This is a genomic window from Pseudomonas helmanticensis, from assembly GCF_900182985.1.
GTDB classification, from domain to species: domain Bacteria; phylum Pseudomonadota; class Gammaproteobacteria; order Pseudomonadales; family Pseudomonadaceae; genus Aquipseudomonas; species Aquipseudomonas helmanticensis.
In genome coordinates this window covers 598721-615812 of record NZ_FXUY01000002.1, presented here as the reverse complement: position 1 = coordinate 615812, position 17092 = coordinate 598721, and the positions used below count along the sequence as shown (strand labels likewise).

Here is a 17092-nt window from a genome sequence, read left to right as displayed (position 1 = left end):
CGTCGTCTAAAAAATCAGTACGTCATGGTGCGTTTTGCCGCTTTCCTAAATACTACCAATTTGGTAGTTTTGGCCCGCGATGGCAAATCAGTGGCGCTCAAGGTCTTGATTTGTCGTTATCCGAAAAAACTCATAGGGATATCCTTCATGTTCTTGCGCCACACATTGGTGGTAAGTCGCGGGCTTCGTGCGCTTGTTGTGCTGATTGCTTGCGTATTGTTGGCAGGCTGCGGGGGTGGGGATAAGCCGCCAAAGGTCAGAGATGCAGAAGGTGCACCAGCAGCTGAAAAGTCCACCACAGTTGATACCAAAACAGCTGATCAGGCCGTAATGCAGCAACTCGCAGAAGAGAACACCCCCAGAGTGGTCACCTTCCGGGATCCGGGTATTGCCGAGCCAGCACGCTATCTCGACGCCAAGCAGCCCATGACTGCTTTCAATATTTACAACGCCAAACGCGATTGGAAGGAAACTCCAGAAGACATCGCTGACTCAATCGCTGATGCGTTCAATGTTCGTAAGACAAATCCAGAACTCTATCGGCTAGCGTCCGCGAGACAGTCCGAACAGGATTCGTTCAAGAAGAGGGATCTCACTGGGCAATTGGGCATCCTCGTGGGCGAGGAGGCTGATAAGGCCAAAGCTAATAATTTAGTGAAATTGAGTGGTGATGATTGGACGCCGATTTCCCTAAGTTCCTACGATCCAGAAGCAAAGGGCTTCCGTATCGACAACTGTCTCTTCTCGGACAAAGTCGAGTACACCGATGAGGACAAGCGTACTGCCACCTCTATGTCGAGGGCAGGGCCACTTCGCTGCTACCTGAACCCCGGTCCGACAAGCTATTACATCGGCTTTCAAGGTGGTTCCAGCGTCCTGCTGGACATTCCTGATGAAGCCCTCGCTCGTGAGATCGAAGCCTCGAGAGAAACCATAAAAATCGATATCTACGGGTACGTGAAATCAATCGAGCGTGAGCGCTTTGCTGGTGAATTTGGCCCTCAACGATTTGTCCTCATTGGCCCACAACGCATCGATCTCAGGGACGGTGCCACCGGCCAAATTATTTTCACCAAGAAAATTTAATATCAATCAAAAGTCTTCGTTGAAGGCGGTACAGCTATGGCACTCGTAATTCTCGATGGCGTCATCCAGGAAATCGGATTAGGTTCATCTGTGGACGGACAGCGCGTCATTTCATTTGTGAAGATCAACGGCGTTCGGGCAAAAAACGTTGTATGCGACGACTACATGAGGTCGTTTTTAGTAGTGGGAAGGAAGGTCAAGCTGGCATTGGTCCGCCGCCTGTTCGGAGCGAACGTACTGTATTCTGCCCAATTGGAAGACGGTGAAGTCGTCTGTAAGGATAAGGCACTACCAGTCGTGCAAACGATGATGATTGGCCTTGGCTTCACGTTGTTGCTGAGCCCGATTTTCGTTGCAGTAGCGCGGGCAACGGGATCGATTCTGGTTTCGCTAGTAATACTACTGGGAGTAGGCATGAGCGGCGCCTATTTCGTGATGAAGGATCACTTCAAAGCAAGGAAGGTCTTCAGTCAGAAATAAATTTTGCCTCGTGCGTTTCCCTGCTCACCGGAGCGCGATTGGACAAAGTCGATCAAGCTCCGTTTTTCTAACCTAAATCTTCGCCTTCAACTGCCCCAAGCGAAGTTCATGACGCCAGATGCTCACCAGTGTGCGCACGAGCAATCCGAAAACTACAACGGAGGCGAACCCTAGCAAGAAGATCGCGATGGCGTCGGTGTAAACGTTATGAGCATGATCGGCGTAGCGAAAGGTGACGGCTGACGATGCCACGAGGGGGAAGCTCACAGCCCACCATGACAGGCTAAATGGAGAACTACTAATGAGGTTCCACAGGCGGCCCAGCATCACTGCTAAAAGGAAAAGCATCAGAATAATGAGAGCTTCAGCTACTTCATTAATGTGACCCAGGATCATTAGGCAAATCGAAAATCCCACTACAAATGGGACGGCTACGAGCAGAATGGTGCGTCGATATCTTTGAGGCATACGCCCGTGAAACATTCTCTGAGGGAAGATCTGGGTTATGAGTGGAACCACGAAGAATAAGGCAGTTGTAATGCAGAACATCACAAAGCCGTAGTTCGTGTGCACATGCGGCGCTGGGATGGCCAGGATCACGTTGATCCCCCCGATGAGGGGAACGAGCCATGAGGGCGTGATATTTTCTGCATGATGTCGAATCTCCATCCACCGTCCCAGAATCATCCACGCAAAAACCGCAATCCCAACTGCCCCAAGTACCCATACGGTACGATCCACAGCGAGATTGATATCAGCCACTATGAGAGGAATCAGCAACAGGCTGATCATGGAGGGGCCGAACAAATCGCCGGAAAAAAGTGACGTGAACTCGCGGCGAGCACCACCGGCGCTGCTCCAGATTTTGATCGCATATCCCGCCGCCATTGCAGCGAAAACCAGCAAAGCCATGTAGCCAATGCACTGGCCTATCCAATGCGGCGCACTCATATTGTCGCTAGCCAGACGCCAGGCAACAGAGAGACCGCTAAGGCCCATGATGGCGCCAAATAGCGCCATTGGTAGGTTTCCCATCGCACCAATTTTCACATCAAGTTTCCGCTGAATAGAGACGGTGTTCATGACCGTACCTGCTCGCTTCGGCTGTTTGAAATCGCATCAGTACGAGCAATCCCACACACTCAGCCTCGTAGTTTTCCTCAGTGTATGAGGAGCAATCTTCATGAATCCCCTTGCATGGGTTCTGTATGGCAGCCCGGCATGTTACCTAGGCCCCGTTGAGGGGTTCTACATAGCTTAGTCAGCGATACTGAATCTGCCCCGAGGCTCGTCATCGCATCCTCTTGCCTTGCCCTAAATCTCGCTCTGAGCCAGCCGCTTGCAGCTTCGCCGCGCGTCTGAAGTTGCCCAAAGTGGGGAACTGGTCACTTCGACATAGCCACCTCATCAGACCCAATCCCGCCTGCCTTGTATTTGACGAATGTCGACGAGCCTTGGCGCCTCCAATGCTCCGAAGGGTAGCGGGCGGAGGTGGCCCCGCCATCGTTGAAACCATCCACGTTTACCTGTTCTGCTACTTTTACCGTGATGCCACGAGATGGCGTCCTTGCGACTGCATTGACCGCATGAACTGAGCCGAAGGGGAGGGCATTCTCATAAGCGACATTAGGTCTTTGCGTCTCTTGTGGGAGATGCGTACGCGTATTCATCACATAGATGGCGATGACAAATAGCGCGAGTCCGGACAGGATTTTGCGGTTCATATTTTCAGACCTCGAGGTTGAAAATTGCGCCGATTCCCTAGCTCTTCACTCGTCTTCTGCTGACTGCTTCCTCATAAACAAAAACTCACTCGGTGTTAGTTTCTTCTTAACTCCGCCATTACATGTCAGTCGCCATCTACCCGGAGGTATACCAATGTAGCTCTTGAAAAGGTGACTGAAATAATAGAGATCCGAAATTCCGCTGCGGTAGGCCACCTCAGCAATCGTCATCTTTGGGTGAGCACGTAACAGGTCACAGGAAAAGTAAATGCGTCGCTGGGTGAGCCAGCGATACGGAGGCGTCCCGACGGTCGCAGTGAAGGCTTTTGAGAAAGTGCCTAAGCACATACCGCACGCTTCCGCGACCGATTCCAGCTTCAACTCATGAGATAGGTTCGCGCTCAACAGATCTTTCGCACGACGCTCTTGCCATCGGGCCAGTCCTCCTGGCACAACCATTTTCCCAGGGGAAAACTCATAGCGCTCGACGAGGTGAGCGTGCAGCACGCCGGCTAAGTGAGTGGCAAATATCGGGCTTAGGTTTTCTGACTTTTGCAGGGCAAGAAGTGCAAGCTGAATCAACCCCTCGATGACCGGGTCTTCTTCAAATTGAACGGAAACCAGTTCGCGGGACGAGATGTGGCTGCCTGACTCCGAGTCCGGTGATAAGACCGTGCTCTCGGCAAAGCTTGCGAGGCAGGCGCATCGTTCGCCATTTGCGTCGGAGTAAAAGATGTCACCACCAAAGATGGCGTCACGCGCTAGCGGGTTGGTATTTATCCAAAGCTGGTGGGATGCAGATTCTTTCAGTTCCACGGCGAAAAGCATTGTCTTTCTTTTGTGCGGAGATGCTAATCCGAAATCGATGCGACCATGCGCATCGAGTGCTTGTTGATCGGCCTCCCTGGCTTCTCCGCAGTTGGTTATGTCATTAAGCGGAGCGAGGAGTTCATCAGTCACGATATCCACCACTCTTTGAAATTGTCGCAATTCAGCAGCGGTAATAATGCCTAAAAATTCACCATTTTTATTTTGGTGAGATCACAGCAAAGACCATTCGCTGTGTATAAATTTTAGCCAATTTCGCTGCGGTTCAGCGCAATCTAATAAGCCTCTCGTCCGCTAATTTTGACTCGCAGTACACCCCGAACAATGCCCATCGTCGAAGTGGATTGAGCATGCAGAACCGCTGAATAATGAAGACGACAGCAAATCTTTACTCGACATCAGGAGCCTCTCGATTGAGTCGCTTATCCAGGCATCGGATTTGGCGGCACGAGCCTGAGCGGCAAAGGCACTCAGGCAGAGAAGGGCGGATTGCTCCAGCCGCAGTGGGTCGTGCACTGTCTCTCTCCCCATGACCTCACCCAAATCTCTTGCTCCCCACCTCAGCCCCCCGGGTAGTTTCGCGGCATTCCGCGGCTTCGGCGCACGCTCATGGCATGCGTTCGAAGCATTACAGAATCCTGATCCCGTCGGTCTTCTCCAGAAAATCGGCGACGCTTTCATCAGGAGCTGTCACCAGCTCATTCACGCCGCCTCTGCTTCGATGAATGAGCATGCGTGCCATGTCGACGTAGTATTTGAAAGTCGTGCTTATATCTTCGTGGCCCATCTGATTTTTCAGCACCTCACCCGCAGCCAGATTGAGCACGTCAGCCGCCTCAGTCATGATGTCCTTGCCGAATGTACGAATCAGATATTGTGTCGGCCACCAGTGACGAGTGTCATAAAATCTAACTTTCTCACGAAAATTCGGGCTTCCTCGCATTGCTTTCTTCTTCGCGTCGTTCGTCCGGTTTGAAATTTTCTCCGGCGTTACAGGGTCGCCCTTATCGTTCAAAAACAGGATCGACGGTGGGCAGCGCTTTCCATACTTTTCCTTGTATTTACGTGCTCGCTCCGCATAGAAAGGCTTGATATAGGCCTTTTCCAGAATCTCGAGATCCTTCATGTTTAGCGTAATGGTTCTGGTTTTTCTTCCCTTGCTCTCGAGGACGGTGTACTCGACCGTGCTTTCGCCTTTGGTCATCTCGGAAAAGCTCAAGATGTGCTTGTTCTTTCCCGCACCGATGTAAGGAAATTTGCAAAGATCCATCGGCCGCATGGCGCTGCCCAATCCAAGGCTGAACATGGCCTTGTAAACCGGATCGGTATAGCTGGCGAGCAATGTCTTGATTTCATCATTGGTGATGAGCGAATTGGATTTCTTTTGACGACTTTCCTTGTCTAGCACAGTGATGTTTTTAGCACTGATACTGACTTTCGCTTTTGCCCTGATGTAGCTCAGCATTTGCTCGTTTTTGAAGTCAGGAATCCACGTCTTCAGGTCTATTTTGACGTTCGTAAGGTGACCACTGGCGTTCAGCCATTGGAAAAATATGAGCAATACCTTGGCATCTTCGAAAATAGTTTCTGACGATGGCCTAGCGCTTTGCTTCTTCACTCGCTCAGCTTGTCTGCGTTCCTGCCAACGCTTGATATCTCTGTTATCTGCCAGAATGTGATAGGTGCTAGCGCTTCTGCCAGCAAATTTTTCTTCTGTCGAGAGGAAGCTGAAGAACATCGCGATGATGCTGGCGTAGCGATCTGATGTCTTGATAGAGGAGAGGGTCGAGGAATACAAAAAAATATTGGGATAGCTCAGCAGTACTTTTTTTCCCATCTCCTCGGCTATCAAAATGTAGTGCGTCACATGCCTATTGCTCTCCACGCTCTGATAAGCGACTTGTGTTTTTTTTATCGAAATCATCAGTCGCCCTGCTTCACTTTGAAGTAAACCAGTTTCTCAATCCTCTCGTTCATGGAAAGTGGAGTGGCCTTCTCCGCACACGCTAGCTCATAGATCGGAATGTCACGGAAGTAAAAACTCTGCTGTGCCTTGAGCACCGTAATTGCTGGGCAATAGGGTACGTAGACGCTCACGACGTAGTCGACCTCAAGGCCGCGTAGGAACATGTTCAGGCTGGAACTCGAAAATACGGGCAACTGAACGATTGCGTGGTAGTAGGCATTCTCACAGCGAAAATTGGCTGCAAAAAGCTCAAATTGAGAGCAATACCGGTCCGCAAAAATGACCAGATGAGGGTTTTTTTCCTTGGTGAGGCTATTCAGTTTTTTGCAAACCGCTGAGGTCGCTGCCTCCTTGGCATCTTCGACTTGGTCGGCTGCATCCGGATCGCTGTTTTTCACTTTCGAGAAAATGGTCTCCAGGTTGTACCTGATGACCATTTTGTTTTGAGGGAAATCGGTTTTAGCTTGAACTGGCTGCCTCAGAGCTTTCGCTTTCTCTTTGGTCAGCTGTAATTCCAGTCCATCTATCTGTTCGATGAGAGATTGCGTATGCAGTGACTGCTTTTCTAGTGTGCTCCGGACCTCGCTGGAATCGAGCAGGGTCAAGTCATTGTTCATGAGAGTGGTGATGTGGCTCTTGATGGCCAAGTCCATCTCTTTCTGATGTTTTAGCTCGATCTGCGCAAGCTGCGCACGCAGTTCCTGCAACTGAGCTTGGCTCTGTGCCAAAAACCGATGGCTGGCGTCGTTTTCCCCGTCCTCCAGCAGTTCAGTGATTGGCTTCTCGCCTTTCACATAGGGCTTCAGGTCGCCATAGTTTCGATGGAGAGCCTGGCGGGAAATCCCGCCACGATCAGCCAAGTCCTCAATCTTCAGCTTTTCTCCGTTACCCCCGAATTGATGCTCCGCGATGAGCTTGATCAGTTTCTTCCTGGTGGCCATAGTACTCATGCAGAGGCCTCTACGAGACTAATTAGCCTTTGCTTGGACTGCCTACTGGTGTTCAGATTTTCTAGGTGCGACTCATGAGCCTCGATCCGCTTGAGCAACGAGGTCTTCACGGACTTGGTTATACCCCCCGCAGCGTTGCTCAATAACGCCTGATAAAAAACGATGTTGTCCTGAATAGACTGCTTCGCTTTTTCGACAACTACCGCATGGCGGCACTCGATTTGACAATTGCTTGGGTCGGGCATCAGGTTTTCATCAAGCACGGCCCTACCTTTCAAGCAAGGAGGCAAATTGTCGATGGTGAAGTGCTCCGCGCTAACGCAATACGTACCCATTGCTGTGCGGTTGATAAAAATGGGCTCGCCTGAAGTGATCAGGTGAGTTACGTAAACAAGAATGGATGTCTTGAGCTGCTTCCCAGAAAAGTCAGCTGGCCGCTCGGCGATCTGGGAGGCCAGCCTATTGGCGGTTTCTCCCGAATACGCCCCGTCCCTAACCGCGCTCACGATTTCATGAAATTCGTGACTAAAACTCTCTTCAAGAGCCTGAGCCACTGATCGCACGAGATACGGGTTACGCGCGATGTACTTCATGCTCATTGCATAACTGTGGTGACCGAAAAGGAATCGGATCAGGTCGATATTCCGCTCATCTCGGTTGATCAAGATCTCTGCAATGGTCTTCCGAAAGCGGTGACAGTGAATCCTGTCTACATTGATCTGGCTCTTCAGCTGAATGATGAGAGTGTTGATGATGGCCGGTGTTGCTTTTTTAAGGGGCCTTACGCTTTGATTTGCTTGGAACAAAAAACCTTCCCGCATGAAAGGTTCAATGCTGCGCAACTCCTCGAACTCTCGAATTTTCGTACCGACGAATTCGGGCAGTGGGAGCGCTTGCGTTTCTCCTTTATAGATTGGGTCCTTGCTTGTCTTGGTTCGGGTGACAGTGATCCAAAAAACGCCGTTTTCGTCAGTGTAAATGTGATCAAATTTCACGCGGGACAGCTCTGATTTCCGCATGCCAGTAACCAAGGCCAACATGATGAAGATGGCATTCCTGATGTGGTCTAGCGTGATCCCGTAATCAGCAATCCAAGTGTAATTGTACTGAGCGTTTCTTTTGTGCGTGGCGATCCGCTTGCCATAGCCAAGCACTTTTTTGCCCTTAATCTCAACGTTGAAAAGCTTTTCAAACGTGGGCAACTCTTGAGCGCGACCAATGCTGTAGCCCGCGATCTTTTGATAGCCATTTTCCTCCACGTGTCTCTTGGCTTCCAAGACGTGCGGAATCGCTTCCTCCAGCCAGAACAACGAATAGTCCATTAGTTTTTCGAGGTCTGACTCAGAGTAAGGAACCCACGCCTGCATCAACCCTGTGAAATGCGCAACGATGTCGCGCTGTCTCTCCTTGGTATCGACCTTACGCAGATCTGCCTGCAAGCAAAGCTCTGGAGGTATCAATTTTTGAGCCGACAGGGCGCCCCAGAAACGAATAAAGAAATACAGCTCTTTGTAGTCAGAACTCGCTTGGCTATTTTTGGCTTCATCCAGAGCAGCAAGAAGCATCGGCGTCGAAATGATCTGGATATGGGCTGGCGTCGCATTAAGCTTGTTCGCTTGGAACACGTATTTCTCTAACACGCGATACGCATAGCCTTTGCTTTTAGTCGTTGAGTAGCTGCGGATCGCGTTGAAGGGTGAAAAGTCAGGGATGAGATGGAAAATGAGTGCGCGCTTTAAAGTGTTCGACCCTTCCAGCGTGCGATCGAATTTGACGCGGTTAGGGAACATATTGTTTGCATTTTCGAAAGGCCATACAGGATCGCTATAGCGAGCGTAGTCCGACACCGAGAACGATCCGGTCGGATCCAGCTCCAGTTTTTTGGCCAATCCAATATTGCTTCCTGGCACGACATTCGACTCGTGGATCAAGTCAGCCAGCTCGGAAAGAGCAGCGTCTTGCCGATCCAGCTCAAACTCAGCGATCAGCTCAGCGTCGAGCGAGTCCTCGTCATCTGAGATTTCCATTGCATTGAAATCACTCATCGAACTGATCCTCCTCTACTTTGCGATGCCCATCGTGCTGGTGCTCCACTTCAAGCTGTCCACGCTCGTCCCACTCAGGTTGGCGTTGAGCGAGCTGTCCTTCATCAAAGTCCTCTTCATCAAACAGGATTCGGAGCGATGCCAAGTCCCGCGGAAGCAGTGGATTGTGTTTCCGCTGGTAGCGAGCTGCGAGCCTGATTGCATCGTCGTCGCCCCACTGATCGAGGATGTATTCGATGATTTGCTTCTCGATCTCAAGGCCAGACATGTAGCTGGTCTCCTCTCGCGCTTCGAGTTGCTCCTCGATGTGTGCAAGATGTTCGATTAGAAAAGGCAGTGACTCTTCAAAAACGCGAATCTGGCTGCATCCGAGGCAATGTTGGATGTAGCAGCATTTCTTCCCTGGAGTGACGTAGCGCTCAGCGCCAATCCAATCCGGAGAGAACTGATTCGCGCATCCCCAAAGCGCATTTTCCTGACCCGGAATGGTGAAAATCTTCAACTCAGCTGCGGCGTCCTTTTGAGCACGCTTTCCGAGAAGCCCGGTGAATTGACGAGCGCGCAGGAGCGATACGATGGCTTCCAGCTCACTTCTCAGGCGTCCTTTACGCCCCTGTGTCGCTATCCCCGAGCTGTCATAGTAGATGTCGGTTGTGTTGACATCACTATGGCCCATTTGAGTGCTGAGGAAGCTCAGCGGGTGCTCCTTGCGCTTGTATAGCTCCCAAGTAGGGCGCAAACGTCTAGTAAGGTCCTTTGCACCCACCAACCGGCGGCCATTTTCAATGATGGGATAGGCATCCAAGAAAGCACGCACGCCCATCATGAAAGCTTTTTGGTTACTGAGAGACGAATGACGCCCACCTTTTCCGCTCCATTCACCCCATGGGCGAAGAAAGCAAAAAAGTCGGTTCATTGAATCATCGTCCCGACTAATAGGCATAACGTCGAAGGGCTTGTCCCGCAGCGGTTCGGTCAGCTCTCTAGCAAGCTTGATCAAGTTGTAGATCGAATAAGGATCACTTTTGTCACTCTGAGCGACAATCTGCTTAGGGTCGAAGTAAGGCTTCCCAGTACTCTGTGACTTGTTTTTCTCTGAGAAAATGACGGCTAGGCTCTCGCCGATGGCACCAGTCAGAACGTGCTCGAAGTTATCCTGATCCAGTGACATTACGGATTCTTTGTTCCAGCCCGATTGGAGCATCAGAAAAAGAACGATGGCGATGACGTCGACCGCAGTGGGGTAATATTGGCTCAGAAGATCGTCGAGTACTGGAAGCCTGATTTCTGACCAAACTCTGTTGCAGACGGAATATCGGTGCATTACCAGCTTTACGACATTATTGCTTTTCTCAAGCGTCATAATGTCGCTTCGGGTGTAACTCGACAAGAACTCAGGGAGCGAAACGTGAAACGGGAAATTATTCGAAATCAGCGTTTTTAGTGCGCGAAGGTTGTCGGGCCGCCATTGGTAGACCCCTTGGGTAACATCAGTTGGATCGTAAGGGACATCCAGCAAATATGGATCTGCTTTATCCTCGTAAAGTTTCTTGAATGCGGGAACGGAGCGTTTCAATGTGCTGATGTAAATAAGCTCAGGATCGTCTGTGTGTTGGAGCTTTTGAAAAAGCTTATCCTTTTTCAAAATGCGAGACGGGACCTGAGAGTAATGTTGGTACCAGCGAAAAATGTCTTCACGTGTAAAAGTTGGAACGAAACTTTTGAGAACTGCTTCGTATTCATACGGCTCGATCTTTGCTAGTTGTTCCCGAAAAGCGATTTTGGAGCGCAGACTATCAATATGGCTGATCAGCGCCTGGGTCAGTTGATCATAGGCTTCTGGGAAAAGCGGCTCTGTTTTTTCTTTCGCGTCCCGCTCGATCGAGGGGAGGGTAATCGGTGGTAGGACGTCCGAAAGCTGCGTAGCCACGCTCATTGCTGACCTGAGCTTGTCTGCGTAGTCGATGGGCTTATCGAGCTTTCGGATATACCGCTGATACGCAAAAAACGTTTCGTGAGTGATATGAAGATAGTGAGTGATATGCAGCGCCGGAGGGTTGTTACTATTATGCGCCTCCATAAAATCGAAAAACGCATTGATTGCCGATCTCAGCAGATATCCACTGGGATATGCCACAGTTGGTGTATACGTTGTATACACATAATGCAAGGATAGGCAGATGTTCAAGCTATGCGAATACGCTGGGTGATCCAGGTAGTTGCACGCTATGGTGCGCCCGCAGGCTGATTGGATGGAAGTTTGTATGTGGTCTTGCGGGCGTGCATGTGGCTGCATTTAATGTCTGCTGGAATTGGGCGATGATCGCTTATTTGTGGTCTTGGCGAGTTTAATGCGATGGCAAAATTTCGCTCCACGCACTTTGAACTTGCTGTTCCAATTCCTGAAGTGTACCACTGTTTTTTATTACGAGATCGCCGTCTTTGATTTTTATTCCAAATTCAGAAGAGTGCGATTGAACTTTCTCAGCGTTCGGGCGAATGATGTGCCAGATGCGGCCGTTATGCGACCTTAGATATTCCGCTTCGTTCTCGAAGCGTATGTCCTTGATTATGATGATGTCTGTGAGTTTGCTCTTAGTATGATTCATGCTCAGAGTTTCGACGTCCAACTTTGACCTCGTCTCTCTATATGCAGGAAGATATTTTTCGCAAAGATTTTCGATCAATTCGAAAATTTGGAGGGGGAACATCCCCCAAAAGGGGTCAATCTCACTCTCGAGGGTCTCATCCCATGTCTGAGCATCGGTCAGACCAAAGAACGCCTGAGCTGCCAAGCGGATCGGGGCGTCCGAGCTTTTGAGCTGATCGGCAGTGGGGGAGGGAGGAGAAATTGGTGGTTGATTGATATGGCGATCAGCGCGCATCAACCAGTGATTAGCGTTATGATTTCGCAGCCAGTCAGTCCCGACTTGCTGGAACATTTGGCGAGGCGACATCTGCCAGAGAGGAATCTCTATCTCTTTAAAGGCATCGTCCCAAGCTTGCTCATCGGACAGACCGAAGAGAGCTTGGCATCCTGCTTTGAGCGGATCAGCCAACGCGAAGGCTGAGACGTTCTCATGCTTGAGTAGCATGGATGCGATGGTGTCTTTCCCGGAACGGGCTAAAGCTGCCAAGCCGATGATGATCCTCATTGAGGCCTCGGGACGATTGATGACAAGGAAATTATAGGGTTTTCATGCGTTTACATTCCAGTCAAAACGAAACTAATAGGTCTAGGTTTACATTTTTCTCAGACCGGAAACAAGATTCGACTTACGCCTATCAGGGCGGTGGCCGCGGTTTGTCGCTGGAGCGTATCGCGGCGCTGGAGACCTTTGTCCAGGGCGATCTGCGACCTGACCTGACGCTGATTTTCGATCTGCCGGTGGAAATCGGCCTGGCGCGTGCCAGTGCCCGTGGCCGTCTGGATCGCTTCGAGCTGGAAGGCCGGGCGTTTTTCGAAGCCGTGCGCAATGCGTTCCTCAAGCGCGCCGAAGCCGATCCCGCGCGCTATGTGCGCATCGACGCCGGTCAGCCGTTGGTCAAGGTTCAACAATCGCTGGATACCTTGTTGCCGAACTTGCTGGAGCTGGCCCGTGGCTGAGGCCTATCCGTGGCAAGACAGTCTCTGGCAGCAACTGGCCGGGCGTAAACAGCACGCTCACGCCTATTTGCTGCATGGCCCTGCCGGGATCGGCAAGCGTGCGCTGGCCGAGCGTCTGATGGCCAGCCTGTTGTGCCAGCGGCCGACACCGCAAGCCTGCGGCGAGTGCAAATCCTGCCTGCTGCTCAGGGCCGGCAGTCATCCGGATAACTACATCCTCGAACCTGAAGAAGCCGACAAGGCGATCAAGGTCGATCAGGTGCGTGATCTGGTCAGTTTCGTCGTGCAGACGGCGCAGCTAGGCGGGCGCAAAGTGGTGCTGATCGAGCCGGTCGAGGCGATGAACATCAACGCCGCCAACGCCTTGCTCAAAAGCCTTGAAGAGCCTTCTGGCAATACCGTTTTGTTGCTGGTCAGTCACCAGACCAGTCGTTTGTTGCCGACGATCAAGAGCCGCTGTGTGCAACAGGCCTGTCCGTTACCGGGTGAGGCGATGAGCCTGCAATGGCTGGCTCAGGCCCTGCCGGAGTGTTCCGCAGATGAGCGTGTCGAGTTACTGACGCTGGCCGCCGGTTCGCCATTGATGGCGGTCAGTCTGCAATCCCAAGGCGTGCGCGAACAGCGCGCGCAAGTGGTCGAAGGCGTGAAAAAGCTGCTCAAGCAGCAGCAATCGCCGACGCAATTGGCCGAAGAATGGAAAAGCATTCCAATGCTGCGCCTGTTCGATTGGTTCTGTGACTGGTCGAGCCTGATCCTGCGTTATCAATTGACTCAGGACGAGGCAGGCCTGGGTCTGACCGACATGCGCAAGGTCGTGCAGTATCTGGCGCAGAAAAGCGCGCAGGGCAAAGTCCTCGACATTCAGGACTGGATTCTCGCCCAGCGGCAGAAGGTCATGAGCAAGGCCAACCTCAATCCGGCGTTGCTGCTGGAAGCGTTGTTGGTGCAATGGGCGAGTTTGCCTGGCCAAAGATGACAATGTGTACCTAGACTCTGAACATCAGCAGTGGAGGTCAGCATGAATGAACCTGTCAGTCCCGGGCCGCGCAACGGCATTTTGTCCCTGGCCATCAAGGACAAGTCGGTGCTCTACGCCGCTTACATGCCGTTCATCAAGAACGGCGGTCTGTTCATCCCGACCAACAAGAGCTACAAGTTGGGCGATGAGGTGTTCATGCTGCTCAATCTGATGGACGAGGCGGAGAAGATTCCGGTCGCCGGCAAAGTCACCTGGATCACTCCGAAAGGTGCGCAAGGCAACCGCGCCGCCGGTGTCGGCGTGCAGTTCAACGATGGCGACAACACCGCGCGCAGTCGCATCGAAACCCATCTGGCCGGAGCGCTGAAGTCCGACCGTCCCACTCATACGATGTAAGTAGCCGTCTTTTTTATGCTCGTAGATTCCCATTGTCACCTTGATCGTCTCGACCTCGCCGCCCATGACGGCTCGCTGGATGCCGCACTCGATGCCGCTCGGCAGCGCGGAGTAGGGCACTTTCTGTGCATCGGCGTGAGTGCCGACAACGCCGCCGACGTCAAAGCCCTGGCTGAACGTTATGACGACGTCGATTGCTCGGTGGGTGTGCATCCGCTGGATGTGCAGCCGGGCGCAGCGCCAGCGCTGGATTGGCTGTTGCACGAACTTGATCATCCGAAAGTGGTGGCGATCGGTGAAACCGGTCTCGACTATCACTACGAACCCGAAGCTGCCGAATTGCAGCAGGCGTCGTTTCGTCTGCACTTGCAAGCGGCGCAGCAGACTGGCAAACCGGTGATCATCCACACCCGCGGCGCGCGTACTGACACTCTTGAGTTGCTGCGTGAGGCGGCGTTGCCTCAGGCCGGTGTGCTGCATTGCTTCACGGAAGACTGGGACATGGCCAAAGCCGCGTTGGACATGGGTTATTACATCTCCCTGTCGGGTATCGTCACGTTCCGCAATGCCGATGCGTTGCGCGATGTTGCGAGCAAGGTACCGGCTGATCGCCTGCTGGTGGAAACCGACTCGCCGTATCTGGCGCCGATCCCTTATCGCGGCAAGCCGAACCTGCCGCAGTATGTGCGCGAGGTGGCGGAATTCCTGGCGATGCTGCGTGGTGAAAACTACGAGCGCTTTGCCGAGCGGACCACCGAAAACTTCAAACGCCTGTTCCCGCTGGCTTCGGTCAAATCTGCACTGTAGGAGCTGCCGCAGGCTGCGATCTTTTGATCTTAAAAAAACCAGATCAAAAGATCGCAGCCTGCGGCAGCTCCTACAGGTGTGATGTGGGATAAAGGCCAAATCGCAGGCAAAAAAAACCCGGGTTCTGGGGGGTGAATCCGGGTTAAGACCATTAGGAGTAAAACAAAGGCACGCGGTCCCTTGGTACCTTTATCGGCGCGACACTTGGGGGAGATGTCGCCCGACAGTTCAAGTATTGATCAGTCTGGCGTGCAGTCCAGTGAGCCGGTCGGGGTTTTTAAACAAATTTGGAATACGTTCGCTTCAGTTGAGTTCTCATTGCGCCCAAAACGTTCTCGAAACGAACAAGAAACACAGATATGGTCGGATGATCCGTGCATTTTTGCGCAAGTTAGGCATAATACGCGGCTTCGAATTTTGACCCTTCAGACCTTTTCTTATGCACAAAGAACCTCGTAAGGTCCGTGAGTTTCGTCGCCGCGAGCAAGAAATTCTCGATACCGCGCTCAAGCTGTTCCTCGACCAAGGTGAAGACAGTGTCACCGTCGAGATGATTGCTGATGCCGTGGGTATCGGCAAAGGCACGATCTACAAGCACTTCAAATCCAAGGCGGAGATCTATCTGCGCCTGATGCTCGACTACGAGCGCGATTTGAACGAGCTGCTGCATTCGGCGGATGTCGACAAGGACAAGGAAGCGCTGTCCCGCGCCTACTTCGAATTCCGCATGCGCGATCCGCAACGCTATCGCCTGTTCGACCGCCTCGAAGAGAAGGTGGTCAAGGGCAATCAGGTGCCGGAGATGGTCGAGGAGCTGCACAAGATCCGTGCCTCGAACTTTGAACGTCTGACCTTGTTGATCAAGGGCCGCATCAGCGAAGGCAAGCTTGAAGACGTGCCGCCGTATTTCCATTACTGCGCATCCTGGGCGCTGGTGCACGGCGCTGTTGCGCTGTATCACTCGCCGTTCTGGAGCAATGTGCTGGAAGATCAGGAAGGTTTCTTCCAGTTCCTGATGGACATCGGCGTGCGCATGGGCAACAAGCGCAAGCGTGACCCGGAAACCCCAAGCAGCTGAGCCATTCAGTTGCCTTATTGCGCCATGATTTCGCTACATGACGCAGTACCGCAGGAATATACTCAGGCATAGGGCTTGCTAAAACTTGATTTGTGAGTCAAGTTTTAGCGGCTCGAAATTCTATCGCCGGAGTGATCATGATCGTTGACCGTCAAGGCAGGCGTTTTCGCAATTTGCGCATCAGCCTGACCTCAGCCTGCAATTACGCGTGTACCTACTGCGTGCCCAACGGCAAGCGGCTGGTGGCTGCGCAGGATGAATTGTCGGCCGAAGCCATGGCGCGTGGCGTGGCGTACCTGATTGAAGCTGCCGGTATCGAACGGCTGCGCATCACTGGCGGTGAACCGCTGGTCAGTCCCAAGCTCGAATCGTTCATGACCGCTGTCGGCAAGATGGGCCTGGAAGACATCAGCCTGACCACCAACGGTCAACTCCTCGCGAAAAAACTCCCGCTGCTGGTGGATGCCGGTCTGCGCCGCATTAACGTGTCCCTCGATACCCTCGACGCCAGCGCGTTCCGCAGCATCGCTCGCGGCGGCGATCTGGCCACTGTGCTCGATGGCATGGATCAGGCGGCAGCGGCGGGGATGAAGATCAAGGTCAACATGGTGCCGTTGCGCGGGCAGAACCTCGATCAGGTAATGCCGTTGCTCGATTACTGCCTGGAGCGCGGATTCGAACTGCGCTTTATCGAGTTGATGCGCATGGGCCACCTGGCCAAGGACAACAATGCGTTCCTGCAACAGTTCGTCAGTCTCCAGCAGTTGCTGGCGCTTATTGGCGAGCGTTATGAGTATGCGCAAACCGACGCGCCCGTTGACGCCACCGCCGTGCGCTATGCGATTCCCGGCCTGGGCAATTTCGGGGTGATCGCCAACGAGAGCGTGCCGTTTTGCCGGACGTGCTCGCGGTTGCGTTTGTCGTCGACCGGTTGGCTGCACGGTTGCCTGTCATCGAGCAACCGCCATTACGTCGGCGATCTGCTCGACAAACCGCGCCATCAGGCGTTGCCGGCGCTCCAGCGCTTGCTGGTCAAGGCGTTGGGTGACAAGCAGGAAGTGGCGTTTTCCGGCGGCGCCACAGTAATGAAGATCATCGGCGGCTGAACCGTACTTTGTGGCGAGGGAGCTTGCTCCCGCTGGGTTG

16 protein-coding genes are annotated in these 17092 nt (G+C 52.5%); 8 read left to right on the top strand and 8 right to left on the bottom strand.

The window, feature by feature from the left end; all coding sequences use genetic code 11:
- The first annotated feature begins 24 nt into the window (after positions 1-24).
- Both QOL84_RS25525 and QOL84_RS25520 read left to right on the top strand, forming a co-directional pair.
- Entirely contained in the window at positions 25-1086 is a 1062-nt protein-coding gene (locus tag QOL84_RS25525; protein ID WP_283439000.1) for a hypothetical protein, read from the top strand.
- Positions 1087-1122: 36 nt separating this feature from the next.
- Complete coding sequence (locus tag QOL84_RS25520) at positions 1123-1566, top strand: hypothetical protein (RefSeq protein ID WP_283438999.1); 444 nt, start codon at positions 1123-1125, stop codon at positions 1564-1566.
- A 72-nt stretch (positions 1567-1638) separates the two neighbouring features.
- Here the strand turns inward: QOL84_RS25520 and QOL84_RS25515 are convergent, their stop codons facing one another.
- From QOL84_RS25515 to QOL84_RS25480, 8 genes are all read right to left on the bottom strand, one after another.
- Positions 1639-2649 carry an SLAC1 family transporter gene (locus QOL84_RS25515; RefSeq protein WP_283438998.1) on the bottom strand — a complete coding sequence of 337 codons (1011 nt, stop codon included), beginning with the start codon at positions 2647-2649 and terminating at the stop codon, positions 1639-1641.
- Positions 2650-2951: 302 nt separating this feature from the next.
- A complete protein-coding gene (locus QOL84_RS25510; RefSeq protein WP_283438997.1) occupies positions 2952-3290 on the bottom strand; it encodes a hypothetical protein in 339 nt (112 codons plus the stop codon).
- A gap of 45 nt (positions 3291-3335) precedes the next feature.
- Positions 3336-4250, bottom strand: coding sequence for a helix-turn-helix domain-containing protein (locus QOL84_RS25505; RefSeq protein WP_283438996.1), 915 nt, complete (start codon positions 4248-4250; stop codon positions 3336-3338).
- 496 nt (positions 4251-4746) lie between these two features.
- The gene (locus QOL84_RS25500; protein WP_283438995.1) at positions 4747-6042 is read right to left on the bottom strand and encodes a site-specific integrase; all 1296 of its coding nucleotides are present in this window, start codon (positions 6040-6042) and stop codon (positions 4747-4749) included.
- The gene (locus QOL84_RS25495; protein WP_283438994.1) at positions 6042-7034 is read right to left on the bottom strand and encodes a hypothetical protein; all 993 of its coding nucleotides are present in this window, start codon (positions 7032-7034) and stop codon (positions 6042-6044) included. The genes QOL84_RS25500 and QOL84_RS25495 overlap by 1 nt, the downstream gene beginning before the upstream one ends.
- Positions 7031-9079: a tyrosine-type recombinase/integrase gene (locus QOL84_RS25490; RefSeq protein WP_283438993.1), complete on the bottom strand. Its 2049-nt coding sequence runs from the start codon at positions 9077-9079 to the stop codon at positions 7031-7033. The genes QOL84_RS25495 and QOL84_RS25490 overlap by 4 nt, the downstream gene beginning before the upstream one ends.
- The gene (locus tag QOL84_RS25485; protein WP_283438992.1) at positions 9072-11216 is read right to left on the bottom strand and encodes a hypothetical protein; all 2145 of its coding nucleotides are present in this window, start codon (positions 11214-11216) and stop codon (positions 9072-9074) included. Before QOL84_RS25485 ends, QOL84_RS25490 begins: the two co-directional genes overlap by 8 nt.
- A 211-nt stretch (positions 11217-11427) precedes the next feature.
- Complete coding sequence (locus QOL84_RS25480) at positions 11428-12234, bottom strand: deoxynucleotide monophosphate kinase family protein (protein WP_283438991.1); 807 nt, start codon at positions 12232-12234, stop codon at positions 11428-11430.
- A gap of 44 nt (positions 12235-12278) precedes the next feature.
- Between QOL84_RS25480 and QOL84_RS25475 the strand changes: the two genes are divergently transcribed.
- The 6 genes from QOL84_RS25475 to QOL84_RS25450 all read left to right on the top strand — a co-directional run bounded on the left by QOL84_RS25475 (position 12279) and on the right by QOL84_RS25450 (position 17052).
- The gene (locus QOL84_RS25475) at positions 12279-12686 is read left to right on the top strand and encodes a dTMP kinase (protein WP_283438990.1); all 408 of its coding nucleotides are present in this window, start codon (positions 12279-12281) and stop codon (positions 12684-12686) included.
- Entirely contained in the window at positions 12679-13662 is a 984-nt protein-coding gene (locus tag QOL84_RS25470) for a DNA polymerase III subunit delta' (protein WP_283438989.1), read from the top strand. Before QOL84_RS25475 ends, QOL84_RS25470 begins: the two co-directional genes overlap by 8 nt.
- Before the next feature lie 42 nt (positions 13663-13704).
- Entirely contained in the window at positions 13705-14061 is a 357-nt protein-coding gene (locus tag QOL84_RS25465) for a PilZ domain-containing protein (RefSeq protein WP_129395020.1), read from the top strand.
- A gap of 15 nt (positions 14062-14076) precedes the next feature.
- Entirely contained in the window at positions 14077-14868 is a 792-nt protein-coding gene (locus QOL84_RS25460; RefSeq protein ID WP_283438988.1) for a TatD family hydrolase, read from the top strand.
- A gap of 439 nt (positions 14869-15307) precedes the next feature.
- Entirely contained in the window at positions 15308-15946 is a 639-nt protein-coding gene (locus tag QOL84_RS25455; RefSeq protein ID WP_007908276.1) for a TetR/AcrR family transcriptional regulator, read from the top strand.
- A gap of 137 nt (positions 15947-16083) precedes the next feature.
- Positions 16084-17052 (top strand): GTP 3',8-cyclase MoaA, encoded by a 969-nt coding sequence (locus QOL84_RS25450; RefSeq protein ID WP_283438987.1) that lies wholly within the window; start codon positions 16084-16086, stop codon positions 17050-17052.
- The last annotated feature ends 40 nt before the right edge of the window (positions 17053-17092 follow it).